Source organism: Achromobacter sp. MUI-25009338, assembly GCF_057359325.1.
Genome location: NZ_CM170627.1, coordinates 4,463,736 through 4,484,123 on the forward strand (window position 1 = coordinate 4,463,736; position 20,388 = coordinate 4,484,123).

A 20,388-nucleotide genomic window follows, 5' to 3' on the forward strand; every position below is an offset into this window, starting at 1 on the left:
CATGCCCATCTACCAGCTCGACGACCTGATTCCGCGCATCGACGCGGCCGCCTACGTGGCCGACAGCGCCGACATCATCGGCAATGTGACCCTGGAGGCCGGCGTCAGCATCTGGTCGAACGTCTCGATCCGCGGCGACAACGACGCCATTCTGATCCGCCAGGGCACCAATATCCAGGAAGGCAGCGTGCTGCACGTGGACGCCGGCTGCCCCATGACCATCGGCCCCAACGTCACCGTGGGCCACCAGGCCATGCTGCACGGCTGCACCATCCACGAAGGCGCGCTGGTCGGCATGCAGGCCATCGTGCTGAACAACGCGGTCATCGGCCGCAACTGCCTGATCGGCGCCGGCGCCATCATTCCCGAGGACCGCGTCATCCCCGACAACTCCCTGGTCATCGGGATCGGCAAGATCGTGCGCGAGCTCTCCGACGAGGAAATCGCCAATCTGCACAAGAACACCGCCCACTACGTGGCGCGGGGCCAACACTACAAGACGGCCTTGAAGCGGATCGGCTGAGGCCCGCCCGCGGCGCCCCTGCCCCTGCCGGCAACAGGGGAATTTGGCCGGTCCGATCGGCTAACATTCCCCCATGACCGATCAGCTTAAAAAATACCTTACCGAAGACCGTAGCGGCCGCATCCAGGCCGTGCGCCTGGAAGCGACCTGGAAGGCCGTGCAGGCCAACCACGACTACCCGCCCGCCATCACCAACCTGCTCGGCGAGCTGGTGGCCGCGTCCACGCTGCTGGCCGCCAACATCAAGTTCGACGGCTCCCTGGTGCTGCAGATCCAGGGCGACGGCCCCATCGCCCTGCTGGTGGTGGAATGCCGCCACGACCTGAGCCTGCGCGCCACCGTCAAGATACGCGAAGGCCACGAGGTCCCCGCCGAAGGCGATATGCAAAGCCTGCTGAATCCCGGCGGCAACGGCCGTTTCATCGTGGTGCTGGACCCGCAGCGCAAGCTGCCCGGCCAGCAGGCCTACCAGGGCGTCGTGCCGCTGGAAGGCGAGACCGTGGCCGAAGCGCTGCAGCACTACATGAAAGCCTCCGAACAGCTGGACACCCGGCTGTGGCTGGCGGCCGACGCCGAACACGCCGCGGGCATGCTCATCCAGCGCCTGCCGCACAACGGCGGCACGGACGCGCCGGTCCTGACCGACCAGGACGCCGCCGAAACCTGGGACCGCATCTGCGCCCTGGCCGGCACCCTCAAGCGCGACGAACTGCTGGCCACCGAAATCGATACCCTGGTGCATCGCCTGTTCTGGGAAGAGACCCTGGTGGGCTTCGACCCGCTGGAGGTGCGCTGGCACTGCCCCTGCACCCGGGAACGCGTGGCCAACATGCTGCGCTCGCTGGGCGAGGCCGAGATCCAGGACATCCTGGCCGAACGCGGCGAGGTGGACGTGTCCTGCGATTTCTGCGGCAAGCCTTACAAGTTCGACGCGGTCGATTGCGCCGCCCTGTTCTCGCCCAACCAGCCGGCCGCGGGCGACACGCCCCCCACCGTGCACTGAGCCACCCCTCGGATAGTCCGCATCGACAGGCGGTCATGCCGGCGCCAGACTGCGCTGCCATGACCGCCTTTTTCATTGTCCCGCCCCGCCGCCCGCAGCGCGGCGCCGCCGCCGTCGAGTTCGCCGTCGCGGCGGCCATCGTGCTGCTGCTGGGCCTGCTGGCCATCGAGGCCGCCCACTGGCAGGGCGCGCGCCAGCTGGCCCACCTGGCGCTGATGGAAGCCGCGCGCGCCGGCGCCACCGCGCACGGCGATCCGGCGCGCATGCGCGCGGCCTTCCTGCAGGCCCTGCCGCCGCGCCCGGGCCGGGCCGACCTCGCGGCCATCGCCGGCGCGCATCCGTGGCGCATCGAAGTGCTGCTGCCCGACGCGCAATCGTTTCGCGAACATGCCCGGCCCGGCCTGCGCGCCGGCCCCGGGCTGCGCGCCATCGACAACGACTACCAGGACCTGCAGCACGCGCGCCGCCCGCCGCGCCCGGGCGGCCAGAGCATCTTCCAGGCCAATACGCTGCGACTGCGCCTGACCTATCTGCACCGGCCGCTGCTGCCGCCCGTGCGCGGCCTGCTGGCGCTGCTGAGCCGCGGCCGCGCCGGCTATGCCGGCAATGCGCTGCGCGCAGGCCTGCTGCCCATCCGGGTCGAACTGGAAACGGAAATGCACTCGCACCCGGCGGACTGGGCGCGCGGCGCGCCACCGCCCGCCGGCATCGTGTACGGCGAATGCCGCAGGCTGCGCTGCGGCTGAACGGAAACGCGAATGGGGAATGGAGCGCCGCGCCTGCGGCGGCCCCTCAGTGGCGCGCCGGCGCCGGATTGGCGGGCTTGGGCGCCTGGGCGCTGGCGCGCGCGGGCGTGCCGGCGGCGGGTTTGGCAGGCTTGGCCGGCGCCGCGGCCGGTTCGGCCGCCAGCGAGGCGCCGCCTGCCGGCGGCTGGGTGTTCTGGGGCAGGATGTGCACAAAGACCTCGCCCTCGCGCATCATGCCCAGCTCGCCGCGGGCGCGCTCCTCGATGGCGCCGGAGCCGCCCTCCAGGTCGCGCACTTCGGCTTCGAGCGCGGCATTGCGCGCGCGCAGGCCTTCGTTGGTCTCGCGCTGCTCCGCCACCTGGCGTTGCAGATCCCAGACCTTGAACCAGCCTCCCTTGCCCAGCCACAGCGGGTATTGGATCAGGCCTAGCAGCACGAACAGCACCAGGAACAACAGGCGCATACGCGAGAACCCTCAGCAGTCGCGGCGTTTGCGCGGCCCGGGTTGCGGGCCGCGTTTTTCATCAACGCAGGTTGTAGAAGGCTTCCAGGCCGGGATACGACGCCACTTCGGCCAGTTCTTCCTCGATGCGCAGCAGCTGGTTGTACTTGGCCATGCGGTCCGAACGCGACAGCGAGCCGGTCTTGATCTGCATGGCGTTGGTGGCCACGGCGATGTCGGCGATGGTGGAATCCTCGGTTTCGCCCGAACGGTGCGACACGACGGCGGTGTAGCCGGCGCGTTTGGCCATTTCGATGGCGGCGAAGGTTTCGGTCAGCGTGCCGATCTGGTTGATCTTGATGAGGATCGAGTTGGCCACGCCCTTCTGGATGCCTTCGCGCAGGATCTTGGTGTTGGTGACGAACAGGTCGTCGCCCACCAGCTGCACCTTCTTGCCGAGCTGGTCGGTCAGCAGCTTCCAGCCTTCCCAGTCGTTTTCGGCCATGCCGTCTTCGATCGAGATGATCGGGTATTTGTCGCACCAGGTCGCCAGCAGGTTGGCGAATTCCTGCGAGGACAGCGAAATGCCGCCTTCGCCGGCCAGCGTGTACTTGCCGTCGCGGTAGAACTCGGAGCTGGCGCAGTCCAGGCCCAGGGCGATCTGCGAACCCGGCTCGTAGCCGGCTTCGGTGATGGCCTTCAGGATCAGCTGGATCGCGGCTTCGTGGCTGGCCACGTTGGGCGCGAAACCGCCCTCGTCGCCCACCGCCGTGGACATGCCCTGGCCGTGGATCAGCTTCTTGAGCATGTGGAAGACTTCGGCGCCCCAGCGCAGGGCTTCACGGAAGCTGCCGGCGCCCACCGGCAGGATCATCAGTTCCTGCAGGTCGAGGGTGTTGTTGGCGTGCGCGCCGCCGTTGATGACGTTCATCATCGGCACGGGCATGCTCATGGGGCCGCTGCCGCCGAAATAGCGGTACAGCGACAGGCCGGATTCGTCGGCCGCCGCGCGGGCCACGGCCATGGAAGCGGCCAGGATGGCGTTGGCGCCCAGGCGTTCCTTGGATTCGGTGCCGTCCAGCTCGATCAGGGTGCGATCGACGAAGGTCTGTTCCTGGGCGTCCAGGCCCATCAGGGCTTCCGAGATTTCCGTATTCAGATTCTCGACGGCGCGCAGCACGCCCTTGCCCAGGTAGCGGCTCTTGTCGCCGTCGCGCAGTTCGATGGCTTCGCGCGCGCCGGTGGAGGCGCCCGACGGCACGGCCGCGCGGCCCATGGCGCCGGATTCCAGCAGCACATCGCATTCCACGGTGGGGTTGCCGCGCGAATCCAGAATCTCGCGGCCGATGATGTCGACGATTGCACTCATGACTTTACATTCCCTGAACGATAAACATATTCATGACGGCCGCGCCTTCGCGGGCATTGCGGGCGCGGCGGTACTGCCAGGAGTCGTAGAAGGCCTGGGCCGCGGCCAGGGAGGGAAACTCCATGACGACGGTGCGGCCAGGCTTACGGCCCTCGAGGTGCTTGGACTCGCCGCCGCGCACCAGAACCTTTGCATCGTACGCGCGCATGGCGAGCGTGGACAGACGCTTGTAGTCCTCGTATTGCGCGGGCTTGGTCACTGTGACGTCGGCGATGAGGTAAGCACTCATGGGGTTCCTTCAGGACAGTTGCGTTGGTTTCGGTGTGACGCCGGATGCGGCGACGCCGCCAGTGTCGCGCAAGGCGGCCTGGCGACGCATATCCGATGCTAATTGGTTGTATCCGAAAGCAGCGCCGCCGTACAGGGCGGCGCCGCTACGCGGGGCCGCGGTCCCGGAGATCCGCACGCGGAACTCGAGACCGCAGCCGCGCATTACGCTTCCTGGCCGCGGCGAGCCTTCTGCTCGATGGCGGCGCGGATATAGCTGGAGAACAAGGGGTGGCCGTCGCGCGGCGTGGACGTGAACTCCGGGTGGAACTGCACGCCCACGAACCACGGGTGGTTGGGCAGTTCCATCATTTCGGGCAGGTTCTCGGTGGGCGTGCGCGCGCTGATCACCATGCCGGCCTCTTCGAGGCGGGGCACGTAGACGTTGTTGACTTCGTAGCGGTGGCGGTGGCGCTCGTTGACTTCGTCGCCGTAGATGGCCTGCGCGCGGGTGCCCGGCTTGATCGGCACGCGCTGCGCGCCCTTGCGCATGGTGCCGCCCAGGTCGGATGAGTGGTCGCGCTTTTCGACCTTGCCTTCGCGGTCCATCCATTCGGTGATCAGGGCCACCACCGGATGCGGGGCGGACGGATCGAACTCGGTGCTGTTGGCGCCGCCCAGGCCGGCGACGTGGCGGGCGAACTCGATGACGGCCAGCTGCATGCCCAGGCAGATGCCCAGGTAGGGAACGCCGTTTTCACGGGCGTAGCGGATGGCGGCGATCTTGCCCTCGGTGCCGCGCTTGCCGAAGCCGCCCGGCACCAGGATGGCGTCCAGGTGCTTGAGCTGGTCGGTGCCGCGGGTCTCGATGTCTTCGGAATCGATGTACTCGATGTTGATCTTCGAGCGCGTGTGGATGCCGGCGTGGACCAGGGCCTCGGTCAGCGACTTGTACGATTCGGTCAGGTCGACGTACTTGCCGACCATGCCGATGGTGAGCTCGTGCTGGGGGTTTTCCAGCGCTTCGACCAGGTTGTCCCACATGGACAGGTCGGCCGGCGGCGGGGTCAGGCCCAGCGCTTCGCAGACGATGTTGTCCACGCCCTGCTTGTGCAGCATGGCCGGAATCTTGTAGATCGAATCGGCGTCCCACACCGACACCACCGCGTCCAGCGGCACGTTGGAGAACATCGAGATCTTGGCGCGCTCGTCGTCCGGGATGCGGCGGTCGGCGCGGCACAGCAGCGCGTTCGGGTAGATGCCGATTTCGCGCAGCTTCTGCACCGAATGCTGGGTGGGCTTGGTCTTGAGTTCGCCGGCCGAGGCGATGAACGGCACCAGCGTCAGGTGCACGAAGGCCGCGTTGTTGCGGCCCATGCGCAGGCTCATCTGGCGCGCGGCTTCCAGGAACGGCAGGGACTCGATGTCGCCCACGGTGCCGCCGATCTCGACGATGGCGACGTCGGTGTTGCCGTTCCAGGCGGCTTCGGCGCCACGGGCGATGAAGTCCTGGATTTCGTTGGTGATGTGGGGAATGACCTGCACGGTCTTGCCCAGATAGTCGCCGCGGCGCTCTTTGCGCAGCACGGATTCATAGATCTGGCCGGTGGTGAAGTTGTTCACCTTGTGCATGCGAGCGGAAATGAAGCGCTCGTAGTGGCCCAGGTCCAGGTCGGTCTCGGCGCCGTCTTCGGTGACGAAAACCTCGCCATGCTGGAACGGGCTCATGGTGCCCGGGTCGACGTTGATGTACGGATCGAGCTTCAGCATGGTGACTTGCAGGCCACGCGACTCGAGGATGGCGGCAAGCGACGCGGCGGCGATGCCCTTGCCCAGGGAAGACACCACACCGCCGGTGACAAATACGTATTTGGTCATCGTAATGAGCACCCGGGACGAACGGGCGCGTGCGGGAAATTTGGATTATAGCCGGGAGGCGGAACTTGTTTGGGTTTTCCCTTAGCGAACAGGCGTAACATTTGGCAGCACTCCCGCGCTGTCGCGCGTGTGCTGCGTCCCTGTTTTATCGCGACCCGGCGCGCCGCCGGGCCGCGGCCGTTCAGATCGCCGCCGTGCGGCGTTCCAGCCAGGCCAGCGCCTCGCCCTGGACCAGCGGCGACAGGCGGTCGTACACCGTGCGGTGATAGTCGTTGAGCCAGGCGATCTCGTCGGGGCGCATCAGCGAGGGCTCGATGCAGCGCGTGTCGATCGGGCACAGCGTCAACGTCTCGAAGCACAGGAACTCGCCCAGCTCGGAAGTCAGCCAGGCGCGGTTGGCCACCAGGTTCTCGATGCGCACGCCCCAGCGCCCCGGGCGGTAGATGCCGGGTTCGTTGGAGGTGATCATGCCCGGCTCCATCGCCGTGTGCGGACCCGGCGCGGCGCGGTACGAAATGACCTGCGGCCCTTCGTGCACGTTCAGGAAATAGCCCACGCCATGTCCCGTGCCGTGGCCGTACTCGGCTCCGCCTTCCCAGATCGGCGCGCGCGCGATGGCGTCGAGCATGGGCGACGGCGTGCCGCGCGGAAACGAAGCGCGCGACAGCGCGATCATGCCCTTGAGCACCAGCGTGAAATCGACCTTCTGGTCGGCGCTGGGCTCGCCCACCGCGACCACGCGGGTGATGTCGGTGGTGCCGCCCAGGTACTGGCCGCCCGAATCGATCAGCAAGAGCCCGTCGCCTTCGATCACGGCGTGCGACTCGGGCGTGGCGCGGTAATGCGGCATCGCGCCGTTGGCGTTGAATCCGGCGATGGTGGCGAAGCTCGGGCAGACGTAGCCGGGCCGGCGCGCGCGGGCCGCGGTGATCTGCTCGTCTATGGTCAGTTCGGTGATGGTCTGCCCGCCCTGCGCGCCTTCGAACCAGGCGAAGAATTCGCACAGCGCCGCGCCGTCCTGCGCCATGGCCTGGCGCACCTGGGCCAGTTCGGCGTCGGTCTTGCGCGATTTCAGCAGCGTCGACGGATTGATGGCCTCGACCCGCGGCACGGCCGGGTCCATCGCATGGAACACGCCGCAGGTCACGCGCGCCGGATCGATCAGGAGTTTCTGGTCCAGTTCCAGCGAGGCCAGCGCATCGGCCGCCTGGGCGTAGTCGGCCACCTCCACGCCGTCGCGCGCCAGCAGCGCGCGCAGGGCGGCGTCGATCTTGCCCTCGGCCACGAACAGCGTGGCGTGGTCCAGGCCGACCAGCGCATGGCCGACGAACACCGGGTTGTAGTCCACGTCCGCGCCGCGCAGGTTGAAGAGCCAGGCGATGTCATCCAGCGTGCACAGGAAATGCACGTCCGCGCCGTGTGCGCGCATGGCTTCGCGCACCTGCGCGAGCTTGTCGGCGCGCGTGACGCAGGCCTCGGGCGCCACGTGGTCGTAGATCGGCGCGGTCGGCAGGCCGGCGCGGCCGGGCCAGATCTCGTCGAGCAGGTCCAGCCGGATCTCCAGCGCGGCGCCGCAAGACGCCGCGGCCGCCGACAGCGCGCGGAACGCGCCCAGCCCCAGTACCTGGCCGTCCACCCCGATCACGTCGCCCGGGCCGGTGTTGGCGGCCAGCCAGTCGACGTGGCCGGGCGTGGACGCCAGCGCGATCTTCATCAGCTGCACGCAGGTCCCGGCCAGCTGCGCCTCGGCCTGCACCCAGTAGCGGCTGTCGACCCACAGGCCGGCGAAATCGGCGGTGACCACCAGCGTGCCGACGGACCCCGTGAAACCGGACAACCAGCGCCGCCCCTGCCAGCGCTCCGGAAGATACTCGGACAGATGCGGGTCCGAAGACGGGACGATATAGGCGGACAGGCCGCGGCGGCTCATGGCCTGCCGCAATTGGGCGATACGGGCGTCGGTGCTTGGCATGGAATCCTCGAAGGCTGTGGGCCCTAGCGCAACATGAAGGACATGGCCGCCAGGCTGTTGAGCGTGCGGATGGCGGACTGCATGCTGTCGGTAGTGAACCGCAGGGTCGCGCCATCGACCCGCTCCAGGCTGGGCCACATGCAGAACAGGTCGGCCAGGGCGGCGCTTTGCGTCTGCAACCGGCATTCTATAGGGGCGGGAATGCGGAAAGGAACGGCCTTGCCGGCGCCGCCCGCCTTCAGTTTGCGCACCGCGGTCTCGGCGGCCGCGGCGATCGCGCGGCGCGAGGCGGCCGGCGACAGGGTCACGCCGCTGCCCTGGCCATGCGCCGTCTTGGTCTGCACCCATTCGGCGCCGGGGAAGAGATCGCGGGTTTCCTCGATGAACACGTCGTCGCCCGAACCCAGGATCACCGGCACGCCCATCTCCCCGGCCAGCGCGCCGTACAGGCCGGCCTCGCCCAGCTCCATGCCGTTGATGAACACGCGCGCGAAGGCGAAGCTGTTGATGGTGTGGGCCAGGATGCCGCGGCCCTGCGAGCGCGAGTGGTAGCCGATCATGACGACGGCGTCGCAGCCCTCTTCCAGCCCGCCCATCATGCCCAGGTAGCGCGGCTTGCCCAGCACCAGGCGGGCGCGCTCGTCCAGGCCGTCGGGCAACAGGTTGCGGAACCCGCCATGCGAATCGTTGACCAGGATTTCTTCCGCGCCTCCGGCGATCGCCCCCAGCACGGCCGCGTTGGCCTCGGCGGTCATCCAGGCGCGGGCGCGCTCGTATTCGCCGTTGCCGGCGCGGACCTGCTCGGAATGGAAGACGCCGGCGACGCCTTCGATATCGGTGGAGATGAGGATCTTCATGGGGAGTGCCTTGGGTGGAGGTTCAGAATTCCGTGTCGGCCAGCCACTGGCGCCAGTGCGGCGCGGCCTCGCGGATGGCCGCGCGCCGATGGCCGTCGCGGCCGGTCACGGCCTCGGCGCGCCACAGCGCGGCGATGATGGCCTGCTCGCAGGCCTCGGCGGCCGCCTCGAACAGCGGATCGATGCGCGCCTCGTGCAGCATGGCGAGCGCGGGCATGGGCCGGTCGGGCCGCTGCGGCACGGTGTAGGCGGTGGAAAACGCCAGCGCGATGTCGCCGCTGCCGTGGCCGAACACCGAGCCGGTGCGCGCCAGGCCCGCGCCCGCGCGCAGCGACAGGCGGCGCAACTGGCGCGAATCCAGCGGCGCGTCGGTGGCCAGCAGCAGGATGATGGAGCCTTTCTCCGGCGCGATGGCGGCGTTCTCCGCCACGCCCGCCTGCCCGCCGGCGACTTGCTGGACCAGCCGGCGGCCGAACGGCCGGCCGGCCACGGTCAGGTTGGGCAGCCGGCCGAAGTTCGCCAGCACCAGCGCGCCCACCGTATAGGCCCGCTCTCCTTCGATGGCGGCCACTCGCGACGCCGAACCGATGCCGCCCTTGAAGGAAAAACAGGACATGCCCCGGCCGGCGCCCACGGCGCCCTGCTCGAAGCGCTTGCCGGCCGCGGCCAGCGCCTGCGCGTAGTGCGCTTCCTGCACCGCCAGCGCCTGGATGTCGTTCAGGTAGCCGTCGTTGCACTCGAAGACCAGCGGATTGACGGTGGCCATGCCGCGCCCGATCTCGGGGTTGGCGGCCACGGCGGCGCGGATCTGGGCATTGGCCACGGTGCCCACGCCGAAGGTGTTGGTCAGGCCGATCGGGGTTTCCAGCACGCCCAGTTCCTGCACCTGGACCAGGCCCGTGCTCTTGCCGAAACCGTTCAGCACGGTCGCGGCCGCGGGCGTCTTGTCCAGATAGGGATCGCCGCCGTGCGCACGCACCACGGTCACGCCGGTCTGCAGCGCGCCTTCCGACAGCGTGCAGTGGCCGACGGTCACGTCGCCCACGTCGCAGATCGAATCCAGCGGACCCGCGGGCAGGCGCCCGATGCGGGGAATTTCCAGCACTTGTTTTTCCATGCTTGCTGCGTGTCGCCACGCTCCAGAATGCAAAACACCGCCGGTCTTCGCCGCCGGCGCGCGCCAGCGCGCGCGTTGCGCGACGAAGAACGGCGGCGAAGGATTACTTGCGGTCGATCTTGGGATCGAGCGCGTCGCGCAGGCCGTCGCCCAGCAGGTTGAACGCCAGCACGGTCAGGAAGATCGCCAGGGCCGGGAAGATCGCCACGTGCGGCGCGATCACCATGTCGGCGCGGGCCTCGTTGAGCATCGCGCCCCACTCGGGCGTGGGCGGCTGCGCGCCCATGCCCAGGAAGGACAGGCTGGCGGCGGTGATGATCGAGGTGCCGATGCGCATCGTGCCGTACACCACGATCGGCGAGATCGTGCCGGGCAGGATGTGGCGCATGATGATGGTCCAGTCGGACGCGCCCACGCTCTTGACGGCTTCGACGTAGGTCATCTGCTTGATCGACAGCGTGTTGCCGCGCACCAGGCGGGCGAAGGCCGGCACGCTGAACACCGCCACGGCGACGATCACGTTGACCATGCTGGAGCCCAGGATGGCGACCACGCCGATGGCCAGCAGCATGCCGGGGAACGCCAGCAGCACGTCGGAGATGCGCATGGTGATGCGCTCCCACCAGCCCTGGTAGTAGCCGGCCATCAGGCCCATGAAGGTGCCGACGACGGCGCCCATGGCGACCGACAGGAAGCCAGCGGCCAGCGAGATGCGCGCGCCCATGATGATGCGGCTGAAGATGTCGCGGCCCAGCGAGTCCACGCCCATCCAGTGCGCGGCCGAGGGCCCGGCGTTGAGCGCGTCGTAGTCGAAGTAGTTTTCCGCGTCGAACGGCACGATCCACGGCGCGAAGACCGCGACGGCGACCAGCAGCAGGACGAAGATGCCGGCGCCGACGGCGAGCTTCTGCTTCTTGAACTTGCGCCAGAACTCGGTGGCGGGGGTGCGCACGTCGTTCTTGGGCGCGGCGGCGAGGGTCGCGGCGGGGGTGGTATTGCTCATGGCCGCCTCACTTGTAACGGATGCTGGGATTGATGACGCCGTAGAGCACGTCGACAATCAGGTTGATCAGGATGAATTCCAGCGAAAACAGCAGCACCAGGCCCTGGATCACCGGATAGTCGCGCTGGGTCACGGCGTCCACCAGCAGGCGGCCGAGGCCGGGCCAGTTGAACACGGTCTCGACCACGATGGAGCCGCCCAGCAGGAAGCCGAACTGCAGGCCCATCATGGTGACCACCGGGATCAGCGCGTTGCGCAGCGCATGCTTGATGACCACGCGCTTCTCGGTCAGGCCCTTGGCGCGGGCGGTGCGCACGAAGTCTTCCTGGATGACTTCCACGAAGGAGGCGCGGGTGAAGCGGGCCATCACCGCGGCGACGGCGGCGCCCAGCGTGATGGACGGCAGTATGTAGTGTTGCCAGGTGGAGGCGCCCACGGTCGGCAGCCAGCCGAGCTTGACCGAGAAGATCTCCATCAGCATCATGCCCAGCGCGAACGCGGGGAACGAGATGCCCGACACCGCCAGCGTCATGCCGAGGCGGTCGGGCCAGCGGTTGCGCCACACGGCGGACACGATCCCGATGACCATGCCGAACGCCACCGACCAGACCATGCTGGCGATGGTGAGCCACAGTGTGGGCATGAAGCGGTCCGCGATTTCCGTCGACACCGGGCGCTTGGTGCGCAGCGAGGTGCCGAGGTCGCCTTGCAGCATGTGGCTGAAGTAGCGCACGAACTGCTGCGGCAGGGGCAGGTCCAGCCCGAGCTCCTGGCGCACGAGTTCGACGGTCGCCTGGTCGGCGTCCTGGCCGGCGGCCAGTCGAGCCGGATCGCCCGGAAGCATGTGCACGAACAGGAACACGACCACGGCCACCAGTAGCAGCGTGGGGATCATGCCCAAAAGACGTTTGACGATGTAGGTCAGCATTGAAATTCCTGCGACATCGGCGGGGACACCGCGTCCCCGCCGTATGCGGCCTTACTGTGGGGCCTGGCGGCCCCGGGGGTTGCTGCTAGGGTTACTGCTTCAGGTCGATGTCGCCGAACCAGAACGAGGTGTCCGGCTCCACGTACACGCCCGACAGGTTCTTGGACTTGACGTACAGGTTGCTGGCGGTCACCAGGAAGGCCCACGGAGCGTCCTTCCAGATGGTTTCCTGGACGTTCTTGTAGATTTCCGCCTTCTTGGCGCGATCCGTCGTGGCCAGGGCCTGCTGGATGCCTTCGTCGACCGACTTGTTCGAGTAGTACGACACGTTGTTGAGCACCGGCGGGAACGCGGCGGTGGTCAGCAGCGGACGCAGGCCCCAGTCGGCCTCGCCGGTCGAGGACGACCAGCCGGCGTAGTACATGCGGACCTTGGCGTCTTCGGGCTTCTGCACCTGCTGCACGCGCTGCACGCGCTGGCCGGATTCCAGCACCTCGACCGAGACCTTGATACCGACCTGGGCCAGCTGCTGCTGCAGGAACTGCACGACCTTCACCGAGGTGCCGTCGTTATAGGCGGACCACAGCGTGCTTTCGAAGCCGTTGGGGTAGCCGGCTTCGGCCAGCAGGGCCTTGGCCTTCTTGATGTCGTACGGCCACGGACCCGTCTTGTGGGCGAAGTCCACGCCGGCCGGCACCACGCCGTCGACCACGCTGGCGTAGCCCGAGAAAGCGACCTTGGCCAGGGCTTCCTTGTTGATGGCGTAGTTGATGGCTTCACGCACCTTGACGTTGTCGAACGGCTTTTGCTGCGTGTTCATGGCGATGTAGCGGGCCATGATCGAGTTCTTGTTGTCGACCACGTCCAGCTTGTCGTTCTTCTTCAGCACGGCGGCCTGCTCGTAGGGCACCGGGAAGGCGAACTGCGCCTCGCCCGTCTGCACCACGGCGGCGCGGGTGTTGTTGTCGGTGACGGTGCGGAACGTCAGGGTGTCGATCTTGGGATAGCCCTTCTTCCAGTAGCCGTCAAACTTCTTGACCTTCAGGTATTCGGCCGGTTTCCATTCGACGAATTCGAACGGGCCGGTGCCCACCGGGTGGAAGCCGATTTCCTTGCCGTACTTGGCCAGGGCGGCCGGCGAGATCATCATGGCGGCCGGATGGGCCAGCGCGTTGATGAAGGCCGAGAACGGCTTCTTCAGCGTGATCTTGACGGTCATCGGATCGACCACTTCGGTCTTTTCGATGACGCTGAACTGGATGTAGCGCGACAGGCGGTTGTCCGGGTTGGACGGACGGTCGAAGTTGACCTTGACGGCTTCGGCGTTGAAATCGGTGCCGTCATGGAACTTCACGCCGGGACGCAGCTTGAAGGTGTAGACCAGGCCGTCTTCGCTGACCGAGTAGTCGGTGGCCAGCACTTTCTGGATCTTCAGGTCCTTGTCGAACTCGAACAGGCCCTCGTAATAGGCCTTGCCGGCAGCCTGGTTCAGCGTGCTGTTGGTGTTGTACGGATCGAGCGTTTCCAGCGCAATCTGGACGGCGAACGTCACGTCCTTCGAGGCGTGCGCCAGCGGCGCGCTGAGCATGCCGAAGGCCACGGCGGCGGCGGCCATCAGCTTGGTGGGGCGCAGAACTTTCATCATTGCAACTCCTGGTTCCGTGAGGAATTAGGGGGTTTGGTGGAAGAAAAACAAGTACGGCAAAGACTCAATACGCTCCGCCGACCGCATGGCGGGCGACGAAGTGATCCGTTCCGACCTGCACCAGCGGCTGCACCACCGGCTCGTCGCCCAGTTTGCGGATCGGGCTTGGGATTTCATCGGACAGCAACGCGCGCTTGAGGTGGCGGCGCGCCGGATCGGCGATCGGCACGGCCGACATCAGCTTCTTGGTGTACGGGTGCTGCGGGTTCTCGAAAATGGCGCGGCGCGGGCCGATCTCGACGATCTGGCCCAGGTACATCACCGCCACGCGGTGGCTGACGCGTTCGACCACGGCCATGTCGTGCGAGATGAACAGGAACGAAATGCCCATGTCGCGCTGCAGGTCGATCAGCAGGTTCACGATCTGCGCCTGGATCGAGACGTCCAGCGCCGACACGGATTCGTCGGCGATCACCACCTTGGGGTTCAGGGCCAGGGCGCGCGCGATGCAGATGCGCTGGCGCTGGCCGCCGGAGAATTCGTGCGGATAGCGCTGCGCCATCTCGGCCGGCAGGCCGACGCGCTCCAGCAGCTCGGCCACGCGGCGTTCGGCGTCGCGGCCCTTTGCCACGCCATGCACCAGCAGCGGCTCCATGATGGAGAAGCCCACGGTCACGCGCGGGTCGAGCGAGGCGAACGGGTCCTGGAACACGAACTGGATGTCGCGGCGCAGGGACTGCAGCTCGTTGTTCTTCAGGCGCACGATGTCGCGCCCGCCGAAGCGGATCTCGCCGCCCTGGCTGTCGACCAGGCGCAGCAGCGAGCGGCCGGTGGTGGACTTGCCGCAGCCCGACTCGCCCACCAGCGACAGGGTTTCGCCGGGGTACAGGTCGAAGCTGACGCGCTCCACGGCGTGCACGCGGCGCTGCACGCGGCTCAGGATGCCGCCGCGCAGGTCGAAGCGGGTGACCAGGTCGCGCACGCTCAGGATGGGCTCGCGCTTGGCCTCGCCGGCCTGCGGCGCGCTGACGGCGGGCGCTTCCTCGGGCTGGGCCTGGCCGTCGACCTGCAGCAGCGGGAAACGCGCCGGCAGGTCGGTGCCCTGCATGGCGCCCAGCTTCGGCACGGCCGACAGCAGCGCCTTGGTATAGCGGTGCTGGGGCGCGGCGAACACCCGGTCGGACGGGCCTTCCTCGACCTTGTCGCCGCGGTACATGACCAGCACGCGGTCGGCCACTTCGGCGACCACGCCCATGTCGTGGGTGATGAACACCACGCCCATGTGCATTTCTTCCTGGAGCTGGCGGATCAGCTGCAGGATCTGCGCCTGGATGGTGACGTCCAGCGCGGTGGTGGGTTCGTCGGCGATCAGCAGCGCCGGCTTGCAGGCCAGCGCCATCGCGATCATGACGCGCTGGCGCATGCCGCCCGAGAGCTGGTGCGGGTAGCGGTCCAGCACCGACCTGGCTTCCGGGATGCGCACCTGCTCCAGCATGCGCAGGGCTTCGGCGCGGGCCGAGGCCGCGTCCTTGCCCTGGTGCTGGCGGATCGATTCGGCGATCTGGTCGCCGGCCGTGAACACCGGGTTCAGCGAGGTCATCGGCTCCTGGAAAATCATGGCCATGTCCGCGCCGCGCACATTGCGCATGACGCGCTGGCTGGAGCCGGCCAGGTCGATCACGGAGCCGTTGCGCCGGCGCAGCGCCATGCTGCCCTGGGCGATGCGTCCGCCGCCGTGCTCGACCAGCCGCATGAGCGCCAGCGACGTCACCGACTTGCCCGAACCCGATTCGCCCACGATGGCCAGGGTTTCGCCCCGGTCCACATGGAACGACAGATTGCGCACGGCTTCGACCGTGCGCTCGGAACCCACGAAGCGCACCGTCAGGTCGTCGACCTGGACCACGCGGTTATCCGGCAGCGCCAGGCTGTTTGCGCGATCAACCATCTTTTTTGATTCCCCAAATACTGAAAAAATGAACCTGCCGCCGCTTATCGATAGATCGCGGTGACCGGCTTTTCGCCGACCCGGGCGTAGCCCCGGTACATGCCTTCCGTGTTGAACGGCAGGGCCACGTTGCCCTGCGCGTCCACGGCCACCAGGCCGCCCTTGCCGCCGATGGTGGGCAGCTTTTCATGCACGACGCGGTCCGCCGCCGCTTCCAGCGTGGCGCCGCAGTACTCCATCTGCGCCGCCACGTCATAGGCGGCGACCATGCGGATAAACATCTCGCCGGTGCCCGTGGTGGACACCGCGCAGGTCTTGTTGCTGGCGTAGGTGCCGGCGCCGATCAGCGGCGCGTCGCCGACGCGGCCGACCTGCTTGTTGGTGATGCCGCCGGTGGACGTGGCCGCCGCCAGGTTGCCCTGGGCGTCCACCGCCACCGCGCCCACCGTGCCGAATTTCTTGTCGGCGTCCAGCGGGTCGGCCGGCGCGGGCTGGCCGCGCGCGACCAGGGCCTGGCCGTCGTGGTCCAGCACCGCCGCTTCCGGCGTCTCGCGCTGCACGCGCAGCAGCTGCTCGCGGCGGGCTTCGGTGGAGAAGTACGACGGATCGACCAGCTCCAGGCCCTCTTCCTTGGCGTAGGCTTCGGCGCCCTCGCCCACGAAGAACACGTGCTTGCTGTTTTCCATGACCTTGCGCGCGGCGAACACCGGGTTGCGCACGCGGTGCACGCCGGCGATGGCGCCCGAGCGCAGCGTGGCGCCGTCCATGATGGCGGCGTCCAGCTCATGGGTGCCGGCGCTGGTGAACACGGCGCCGTGGCCGGCGTTGAACAGCGGGCAGTCTTCCAGCAGGCGGACCGCTTCGGTCACGGCGTCCAGCGCGCTGCCGCCCTGGGCCAGCACCGCCTGGCCGGCGGCCAGGATGGATTCCAGCGCGTCGAGGTATTCCTGTTCTTTCTCCGGCGACATGGCCGCGCGGGACATCGCGCCGGCGCCGCCGTGGATCGCGATCACGGGTTGAATCATCGTTTACCTACTCCATGGATGAGCCACGGCATGACGGACTGGGTCACCCCAGCGGCGGCCGCGACGGAATTCTTGGCCCGATAGGCCACCGCCGCCGACAGGGCTTCGATCAGCCCGAGCGCGGCGGTTTCGGAATTGGGACTGAGCTGGCGCGCGGAATACGCGTACAACACCACGGAGGCCGTGGGCGCCAGCGGCGACGTGGGCTTGTCGGTCAGCACCAGCACCGGCACGCCGGCCTGGCGGGCCGCGCCGGCCAGGGTCACGGTGTCGGCCAGGTAGCGCGGAAAGCCGATGGCGATCACCAGGTCCTGGGAAGTCATGCGCGACATCTGGCGCGCCGCGTGCGAAACGCCGCCGGGTCCGGCCAGCGATTCGACCGAATGCAGGTGCATGCACAGGCCGCGCTGCAGCAGCCCCGCCAGGAAACCGCTGGCGCCGAAACCGATGATGAACACGCGTTCGGCCGCCAGGATGGCCTGCACCGCCTGCTCGCAGGCGGCCGCGTCCAGCGACTGCAGGTTGCGCTGCGCGTTGCGCACGTCCTCTTCCAGCGTGGCGGCGAAGATCTGCACGGCGCTGGCCGAATGGGCCAGCTCGGTGCGCAGCTTTTCGACCGGCTCCAGCGCGGCCTCGAAGCCGCGCGCCAGTTCGGCGCGGAATTGCGGATAGCCCGGCAGGTCCAGGGCGCGCGCGAAACGGTTCGCCGTGGCCACGGACACCCCGACCGCCGCGGCGAATTCGTCGATGGTCATGGTGGCGACCCGGAACTGGTGCGCCAGCACGTAGTCGGCCATCTTGTGCTGGGTGCGGCTCAACGCGGGCTGGGCCCGGGCGATCCGATCAGCGATCGTGAGTGCGGCCTTGGTCATCGGGAAAGCGGGGGGAATGTGTAGCGGAGATCTATGTAAATCTGTTTACATGCAAATTTTAGATAAGAAAATAGATTTTCATACTAGGGGTATACCCGCGTAAAAATGTAACGGAGCGGCCTGAAAAGCGGCGCCGGCATGCGGTACCCTATCCGCCCCTCCCTCTCCTGCCGCACGCCCCCATGCCCGTCTGGACCTGCAAACCGCACGCCGCCCTGACCACCGCCGAGCTCTACGCCATCCTGCGCCTGCGCTCCGAAATCTTCGTGGTGGAACAGAACTGCGTCTTCCTCGACATGGACGGCAAGGACCTGAACGGCGCGACCGAACACCTGATGGCCTGGCAGGACGGCGCGCTGCTGGCCTATTGCCGCCTGCTGGAACCGGCCCTGAACGACGGCCGCGCCGTCATCGGCCGCGTGATCACCGCGCCGGCCGCGCGCGGCGCCGGCCTGGGCCACGAACTGATGCGCCGCGCCAAGGCCGAGGTCGAACGCCTGTGGCCCGGCCAGCCGGTGTACCTGGGCGCGCAGGCGCGGCTGCGCGGGTACTACGGCGGACACGGGTTCGTGGCGGTCACCGAGGAATATATGGAGGATGGCATCCCGCATGTGGGGATGTTGTTGGAAGCGGGCGGGGCTTGATCGAAGGACGGCTCCAGCCGCCCGTCCTTTCCGCAAAAAACAAAAACGCCCCTCGCGGGGCGTCGAAAGACTCGGCCGGTCAACGGCCCGGCATCACACGCCGGACACGTCGAGCTTGGCCTGGGTCTTGGACTGGATTTCGTCGGCCGTCACGCCCGGAGCCAGTTCCAGCAGCTTCAGGCCGTTTTCGGTGACTTCCATCACGCCCAGGTCGGTGATGATCAGGTCGACCACGCCCACGCCCGTCAGGGGCAGCGTGCATTCGGGCAGCAGCTTGATGTCCTCGGTGCCGTCCTTCTTCTTGGCCACGTGCTCCATCAGGACCACGACGCGGCCCACGCCGGCCACCAGGTCCATGGCGCCGCCCATGCCCTTGACCATCTTGCCCGGGATCATCCAGTTCGCCAGGTCGCCCTTTTCGGAGACCTGCATGGCGCCGAGGATGGCCAGGTTGATTTTGCCGCCGCGGATCATCGCGAACGAATCGGCCGAGGAGAAGATCGAAGAGCCCGGCAGCGTCGTCACCGTCTGCTTGCCGGCGTTGATGAGGTCGGCGTCGACCTCGTCGTCGGTGGGGAACGGGCCGATGCCCAGCAGGCCGTTCTCGGATTGCAGCCACACTTCCACGCCCTTGGGCACGTGGTTGGCCACCAGGGTCGGCAAGCCGATGCCCAGGTTCACGTAAAAACCGTCTTGCAGTTCGCGCGCGGCGCGAGCCGCCATTTCATCGCGGGACCATGCCATGTCTGTTCTCCTTAGGCCGGGCGAGTGGTGCGTTGTTCGATGCGCTTTTCGGGCGTGGCGTTGAGCACGATCCGTTGCACATAGATGCCGGGCAGATGGATCTGGTCGGGGTCCAGGCTGCCGGTGTCAACGATTTTCTCGACCTCGACCACGGTCAGCTTGCCGGCCATGGCGACGTTGGGGTTGAAGTTGCGCGCGGTCTTGCGGAACACCAGGTTGCCGCTACGGTCGGCGATGTAGGCCTTGACCAGCGACACGTCCGGCACCAGCGAACGCTCCATCACGTACTGATGGCCGTCGAATTCGCGGATTTCCTTGCCGTCGGCGACGATGGTGCCCACGCCGGTGCGGGTGAAGAAGGCCGGGATGCCGGCGCCGCCGGCGCGCAGCTTCTCGGCCAGCGTGCCCTGCGGCGTGAATTCGAGTTCGAGCTCGCCCGACAGGTACTGGCGTTCGAATTCCTTGTTCTCGCCCACGTACGAGGCGATCATCTTGCGCACCTGCCGCGTGTTGAGCAGCTGGCCGAGGCCGAAGCCGTCGACGCCCGCGTTATTGCTCACGCAGGTGAGATCCTTGACGCCCGAATCGCGCAACGCGGCGATCAGCGCCTCCGGAATGCCGCAAAGGCCGAAACCGCCGACGGCAATCATCTGGCCGTCCTTGACGATGCCTGCCAGCGCCTCCTGCGCGCTTGCATAAACCTTGTCCATCGCTCCAACTCCTAGTTAAGGTAAAACCGTAGAGAGCCCGTCCCGCGCCGCAACGGACCCTGTTTTTCCTGTTGCTATTGTGCTTTGCGTTCGATTTTACCGGCATGACCGGCCGGCGCCATCGCCATTTTGCCGCAGTCGCGGCGCGTCCCTCAGGCGGCCGGCGTGAACATGGCGCCCAGTTGCGCCAGCACCTGCTGCGGCCACGGGGCGGACACGTTGGCCACGTAGTCCATCCAGACTAGCACGTTGCGCCCGCGCGCATAGGGGCCGCTCGGGTCGCCGGCCTTCTCCAGGGTCAGCTCGAATTCGGCGCTGGAACGGCCGATGCGCGTGACCGTGTGCTTGACGAGCACGTCCGCGGGATAGGTGAAGGAACGCAGGAAATCGCAGGATGCGTGAGCCAGGATCAGGCCCGTCTCTGAGGGCAGCTTGAAGCCGGCGCCATAGAGGATCTGCATCCGCGCCTCTTCCATGAGCCGAAAATACAGCGTGTTGTTGAGATGGTTCAAAGCGTCGGAATCGCCCCAACGCAAAGGCAATTCCGTCTGGTGGGTATCGCCCACCGCAAGAATCCGTGCAGACAGATTGTCCGGGTTCACCAATAACTCCTGATGGCTGAATGAAATACGAAGGCAGGCATGGCTCCGCCTGCAATACAATCGCCGATAATACTTCCAGCCAAATATGGAATA

Annotated in this window: 20 protein-coding genes; 4 read left to right on the forward strand and 16 right to left on the reverse strand. The window is 67.4% G+C overall.

Annotated features, from left to right (window positions below):
• Window position 1 precedes the first annotated feature (1 nt).
• The 3 genes from AC1IQ6_RS21100 (at window position 2) to AC1IQ6_RS21110 (ending at window position 2,272) form a co-directional block, all read left to right on the forward strand.
• A complete protein-coding gene (locus AC1IQ6_RS21100) occupies window positions 2-523 on the forward strand; it encodes a gamma carbonic anhydrase family protein (RefSeq protein WP_111826620.1) in 522 nt (173 codons plus the stop codon).
• A 73-nt stretch (window positions 524-596) separates the two neighbouring features.
• Window positions 597-1,526 carry an Hsp33 family molecular chaperone HslO gene (hslO, locus tag AC1IQ6_RS21105; protein WP_209164972.1) on the forward strand — a complete coding sequence of 310 codons (930 nt, stop codon included), beginning with the start codon at window positions 597-599 and terminating at the stop codon, window positions 1,524-1,526.
• A 59-nt stretch (window positions 1,527-1,585) separates the two neighbouring features.
• On the forward strand, window positions 1,586-2,272 hold the full coding sequence (locus AC1IQ6_RS21110) for a TadE/TadG family type IV pilus assembly protein (protein WP_485865260.1): 687 nt from the start codon (window positions 1,586-1,588) through the stop codon (window positions 2,270-2,272).
• Between the two features lie 46 nt (window positions 2,273-2,318).
• Here the strand turns inward: AC1IQ6_RS21110 and ftsB are convergent, their stop codons facing one another.
• From ftsB to AC1IQ6_RS21175, 13 genes are all read right to left on the reverse strand, one after another.
• Window positions 2,319-2,735 carry a cell division protein FtsB gene (gene ftsB / locus AC1IQ6_RS21115; RefSeq protein WP_111826618.1) on the reverse strand — a complete coding sequence of 139 codons (417 nt, stop codon included), beginning with the start codon at window positions 2,733-2,735 and terminating at the stop codon, window positions 2,319-2,321.
• A gap of 61 nt (window positions 2,736-2,796) precedes the next feature.
• Complete coding sequence (gene eno / locus AC1IQ6_RS21120) at window positions 2,797-4,083, reverse strand: phosphopyruvate hydratase (RefSeq protein ID WP_102774467.1); 1,287 nt, start codon at window positions 4,081-4,083, stop codon at window positions 2,797-2,799.
• 4 nt (window positions 4,084-4,087) lie between these two features.
• Entirely contained in the window at window positions 4,088-4,372 is a 285-nt protein-coding gene (locus AC1IQ6_RS21125; RefSeq protein WP_102774466.1) for a DUF1330 domain-containing protein, read from the reverse strand.
• A 203-nt stretch (window positions 4,373-4,575) separates the two neighbouring features.
• Window positions 4,576-6,228 (reverse strand): CTP synthase, encoded by a 1,653-nt coding sequence (gene pyrG, locus AC1IQ6_RS21130; protein WP_102774464.1) that lies wholly within the window; start codon window positions 6,226-6,228, stop codon window positions 4,576-4,578.
• Window positions 6,229-6,409: 181 nt separating this feature from the next.
• Complete coding sequence (locus tag AC1IQ6_RS21135; protein WP_485865261.1) at window positions 6,410-8,200, reverse strand: aminopeptidase P family protein; 1,791 nt, start codon at window positions 8,198-8,200, stop codon at window positions 6,410-6,412.
• A 23-nt stretch (window positions 8,201-8,223) separates the two neighbouring features.
• Entirely contained in the window at window positions 8,224-9,057 is an 834-nt protein-coding gene (locus AC1IQ6_RS21140) for a M55 family metallopeptidase (protein ID WP_102774462.1), read from the reverse strand.
• Window positions 9,058-9,079: 22 nt separating this feature from the next.
• Window positions 9,080-10,174, reverse strand: a complete 1,095-nt coding sequence (locus AC1IQ6_RS21145; protein WP_485865262.1) for a DmpA family aminopeptidase — start codon at window positions 10,172-10,174, stop codon at window positions 9,080-9,082.
• A gap of 103 nt (window positions 10,175-10,277) precedes the next feature.
• Window positions 10,278-11,177, reverse strand: a complete 900-nt coding sequence (gene gsiD / locus AC1IQ6_RS21150; protein WP_102774460.1) for a glutathione ABC transporter permease GsiD — start codon at window positions 11,175-11,177, stop codon at window positions 10,278-10,280.
• Between the two features lie 7 nt (window positions 11,178-11,184).
• Window positions 11,185-12,105, reverse strand: coding sequence for a glutathione ABC transporter permease GsiC (gsiC, locus tag AC1IQ6_RS21155; protein WP_102774459.1), 921 nt, complete (start codon window positions 12,103-12,105; stop codon window positions 11,185-11,187).
• Window positions 12,106-12,196: 91 nt separating this feature from the next.
• Complete coding sequence (gene gsiB, locus AC1IQ6_RS21160) at window positions 12,197-13,750, reverse strand: glutathione ABC transporter substrate-binding protein GsiB (RefSeq protein WP_102774458.1); 1,554 nt, start codon at window positions 13,748-13,750, stop codon at window positions 12,197-12,199.
• Window positions 13,751-13,814: 64 nt separating this feature from the next.
• Entirely contained in the window at window positions 13,815-15,698 is a 1,884-nt protein-coding gene (locus AC1IQ6_RS21165; protein WP_111826615.1) for a dipeptide ABC transporter ATP-binding protein, read from the reverse strand.
• Between the two features lie 44 nt (window positions 15,699-15,742).
• Window positions 15,743-16,723 (reverse strand): isoaspartyl peptidase/L-asparaginase family protein, encoded by a 981-nt coding sequence (locus AC1IQ6_RS21170; protein WP_102774456.1) that lies wholly within the window; start codon window positions 16,721-16,723, stop codon window positions 15,743-15,745.
• Window positions 16,720-17,595, reverse strand: coding sequence for a MurR/RpiR family transcriptional regulator (locus AC1IQ6_RS21175; RefSeq protein ID WP_102774455.1), 876 nt, complete (start codon window positions 17,593-17,595; stop codon window positions 16,720-16,722). Before AC1IQ6_RS21175 ends, AC1IQ6_RS21170 begins: the two co-directional genes overlap by 4 nt.
• A 182-nt stretch (window positions 17,596-17,777) precedes the next feature.
• On the opposite strand from AC1IQ6_RS21175, the gene AC1IQ6_RS21180 reads away from it, so the two are divergent.
• Window positions 17,778-18,239 carry a GNAT family N-acetyltransferase gene (locus AC1IQ6_RS21180; protein WP_485865263.1) on the forward strand — a complete coding sequence of 154 codons (462 nt, stop codon included), beginning with the start codon at window positions 17,778-17,780 and terminating at the stop codon, window positions 18,237-18,239.
• Window positions 18,240-18,332: 93 nt separating this feature from the next.
• Here the strand turns inward: AC1IQ6_RS21180 and AC1IQ6_RS21185 are convergent, their stop codons facing one another.
• From AC1IQ6_RS21185 to AC1IQ6_RS21195, 3 genes are all read right to left on the reverse strand, one after another.
• Window positions 18,333-18,983 carry a CoA transferase subunit B gene (locus tag AC1IQ6_RS21185; protein ID WP_111826613.1) on the reverse strand — a complete coding sequence of 217 codons (651 nt, stop codon included), beginning with the start codon at window positions 18,981-18,983 and terminating at the stop codon, window positions 18,333-18,335.
• A gap of 11 nt (window positions 18,984-18,994) precedes the next feature.
• On the reverse strand, window positions 18,995-19,693 hold the full coding sequence (locus AC1IQ6_RS21190; protein WP_102774452.1) for a CoA transferase subunit A: 699 nt from the start codon (window positions 19,691-19,693) through the stop codon (window positions 18,995-18,997).
• 152 nt (window positions 19,694-19,845) lie between these two features.
• Window positions 19,846-20,295, reverse strand: coding sequence for an acyl-CoA thioesterase (locus AC1IQ6_RS21195; RefSeq protein WP_181391011.1), 450 nt, complete (start codon window positions 20,293-20,295; stop codon window positions 19,846-19,848).
• Between the last annotated feature and the right edge of the window lie 93 nt (window positions 20,296-20,388).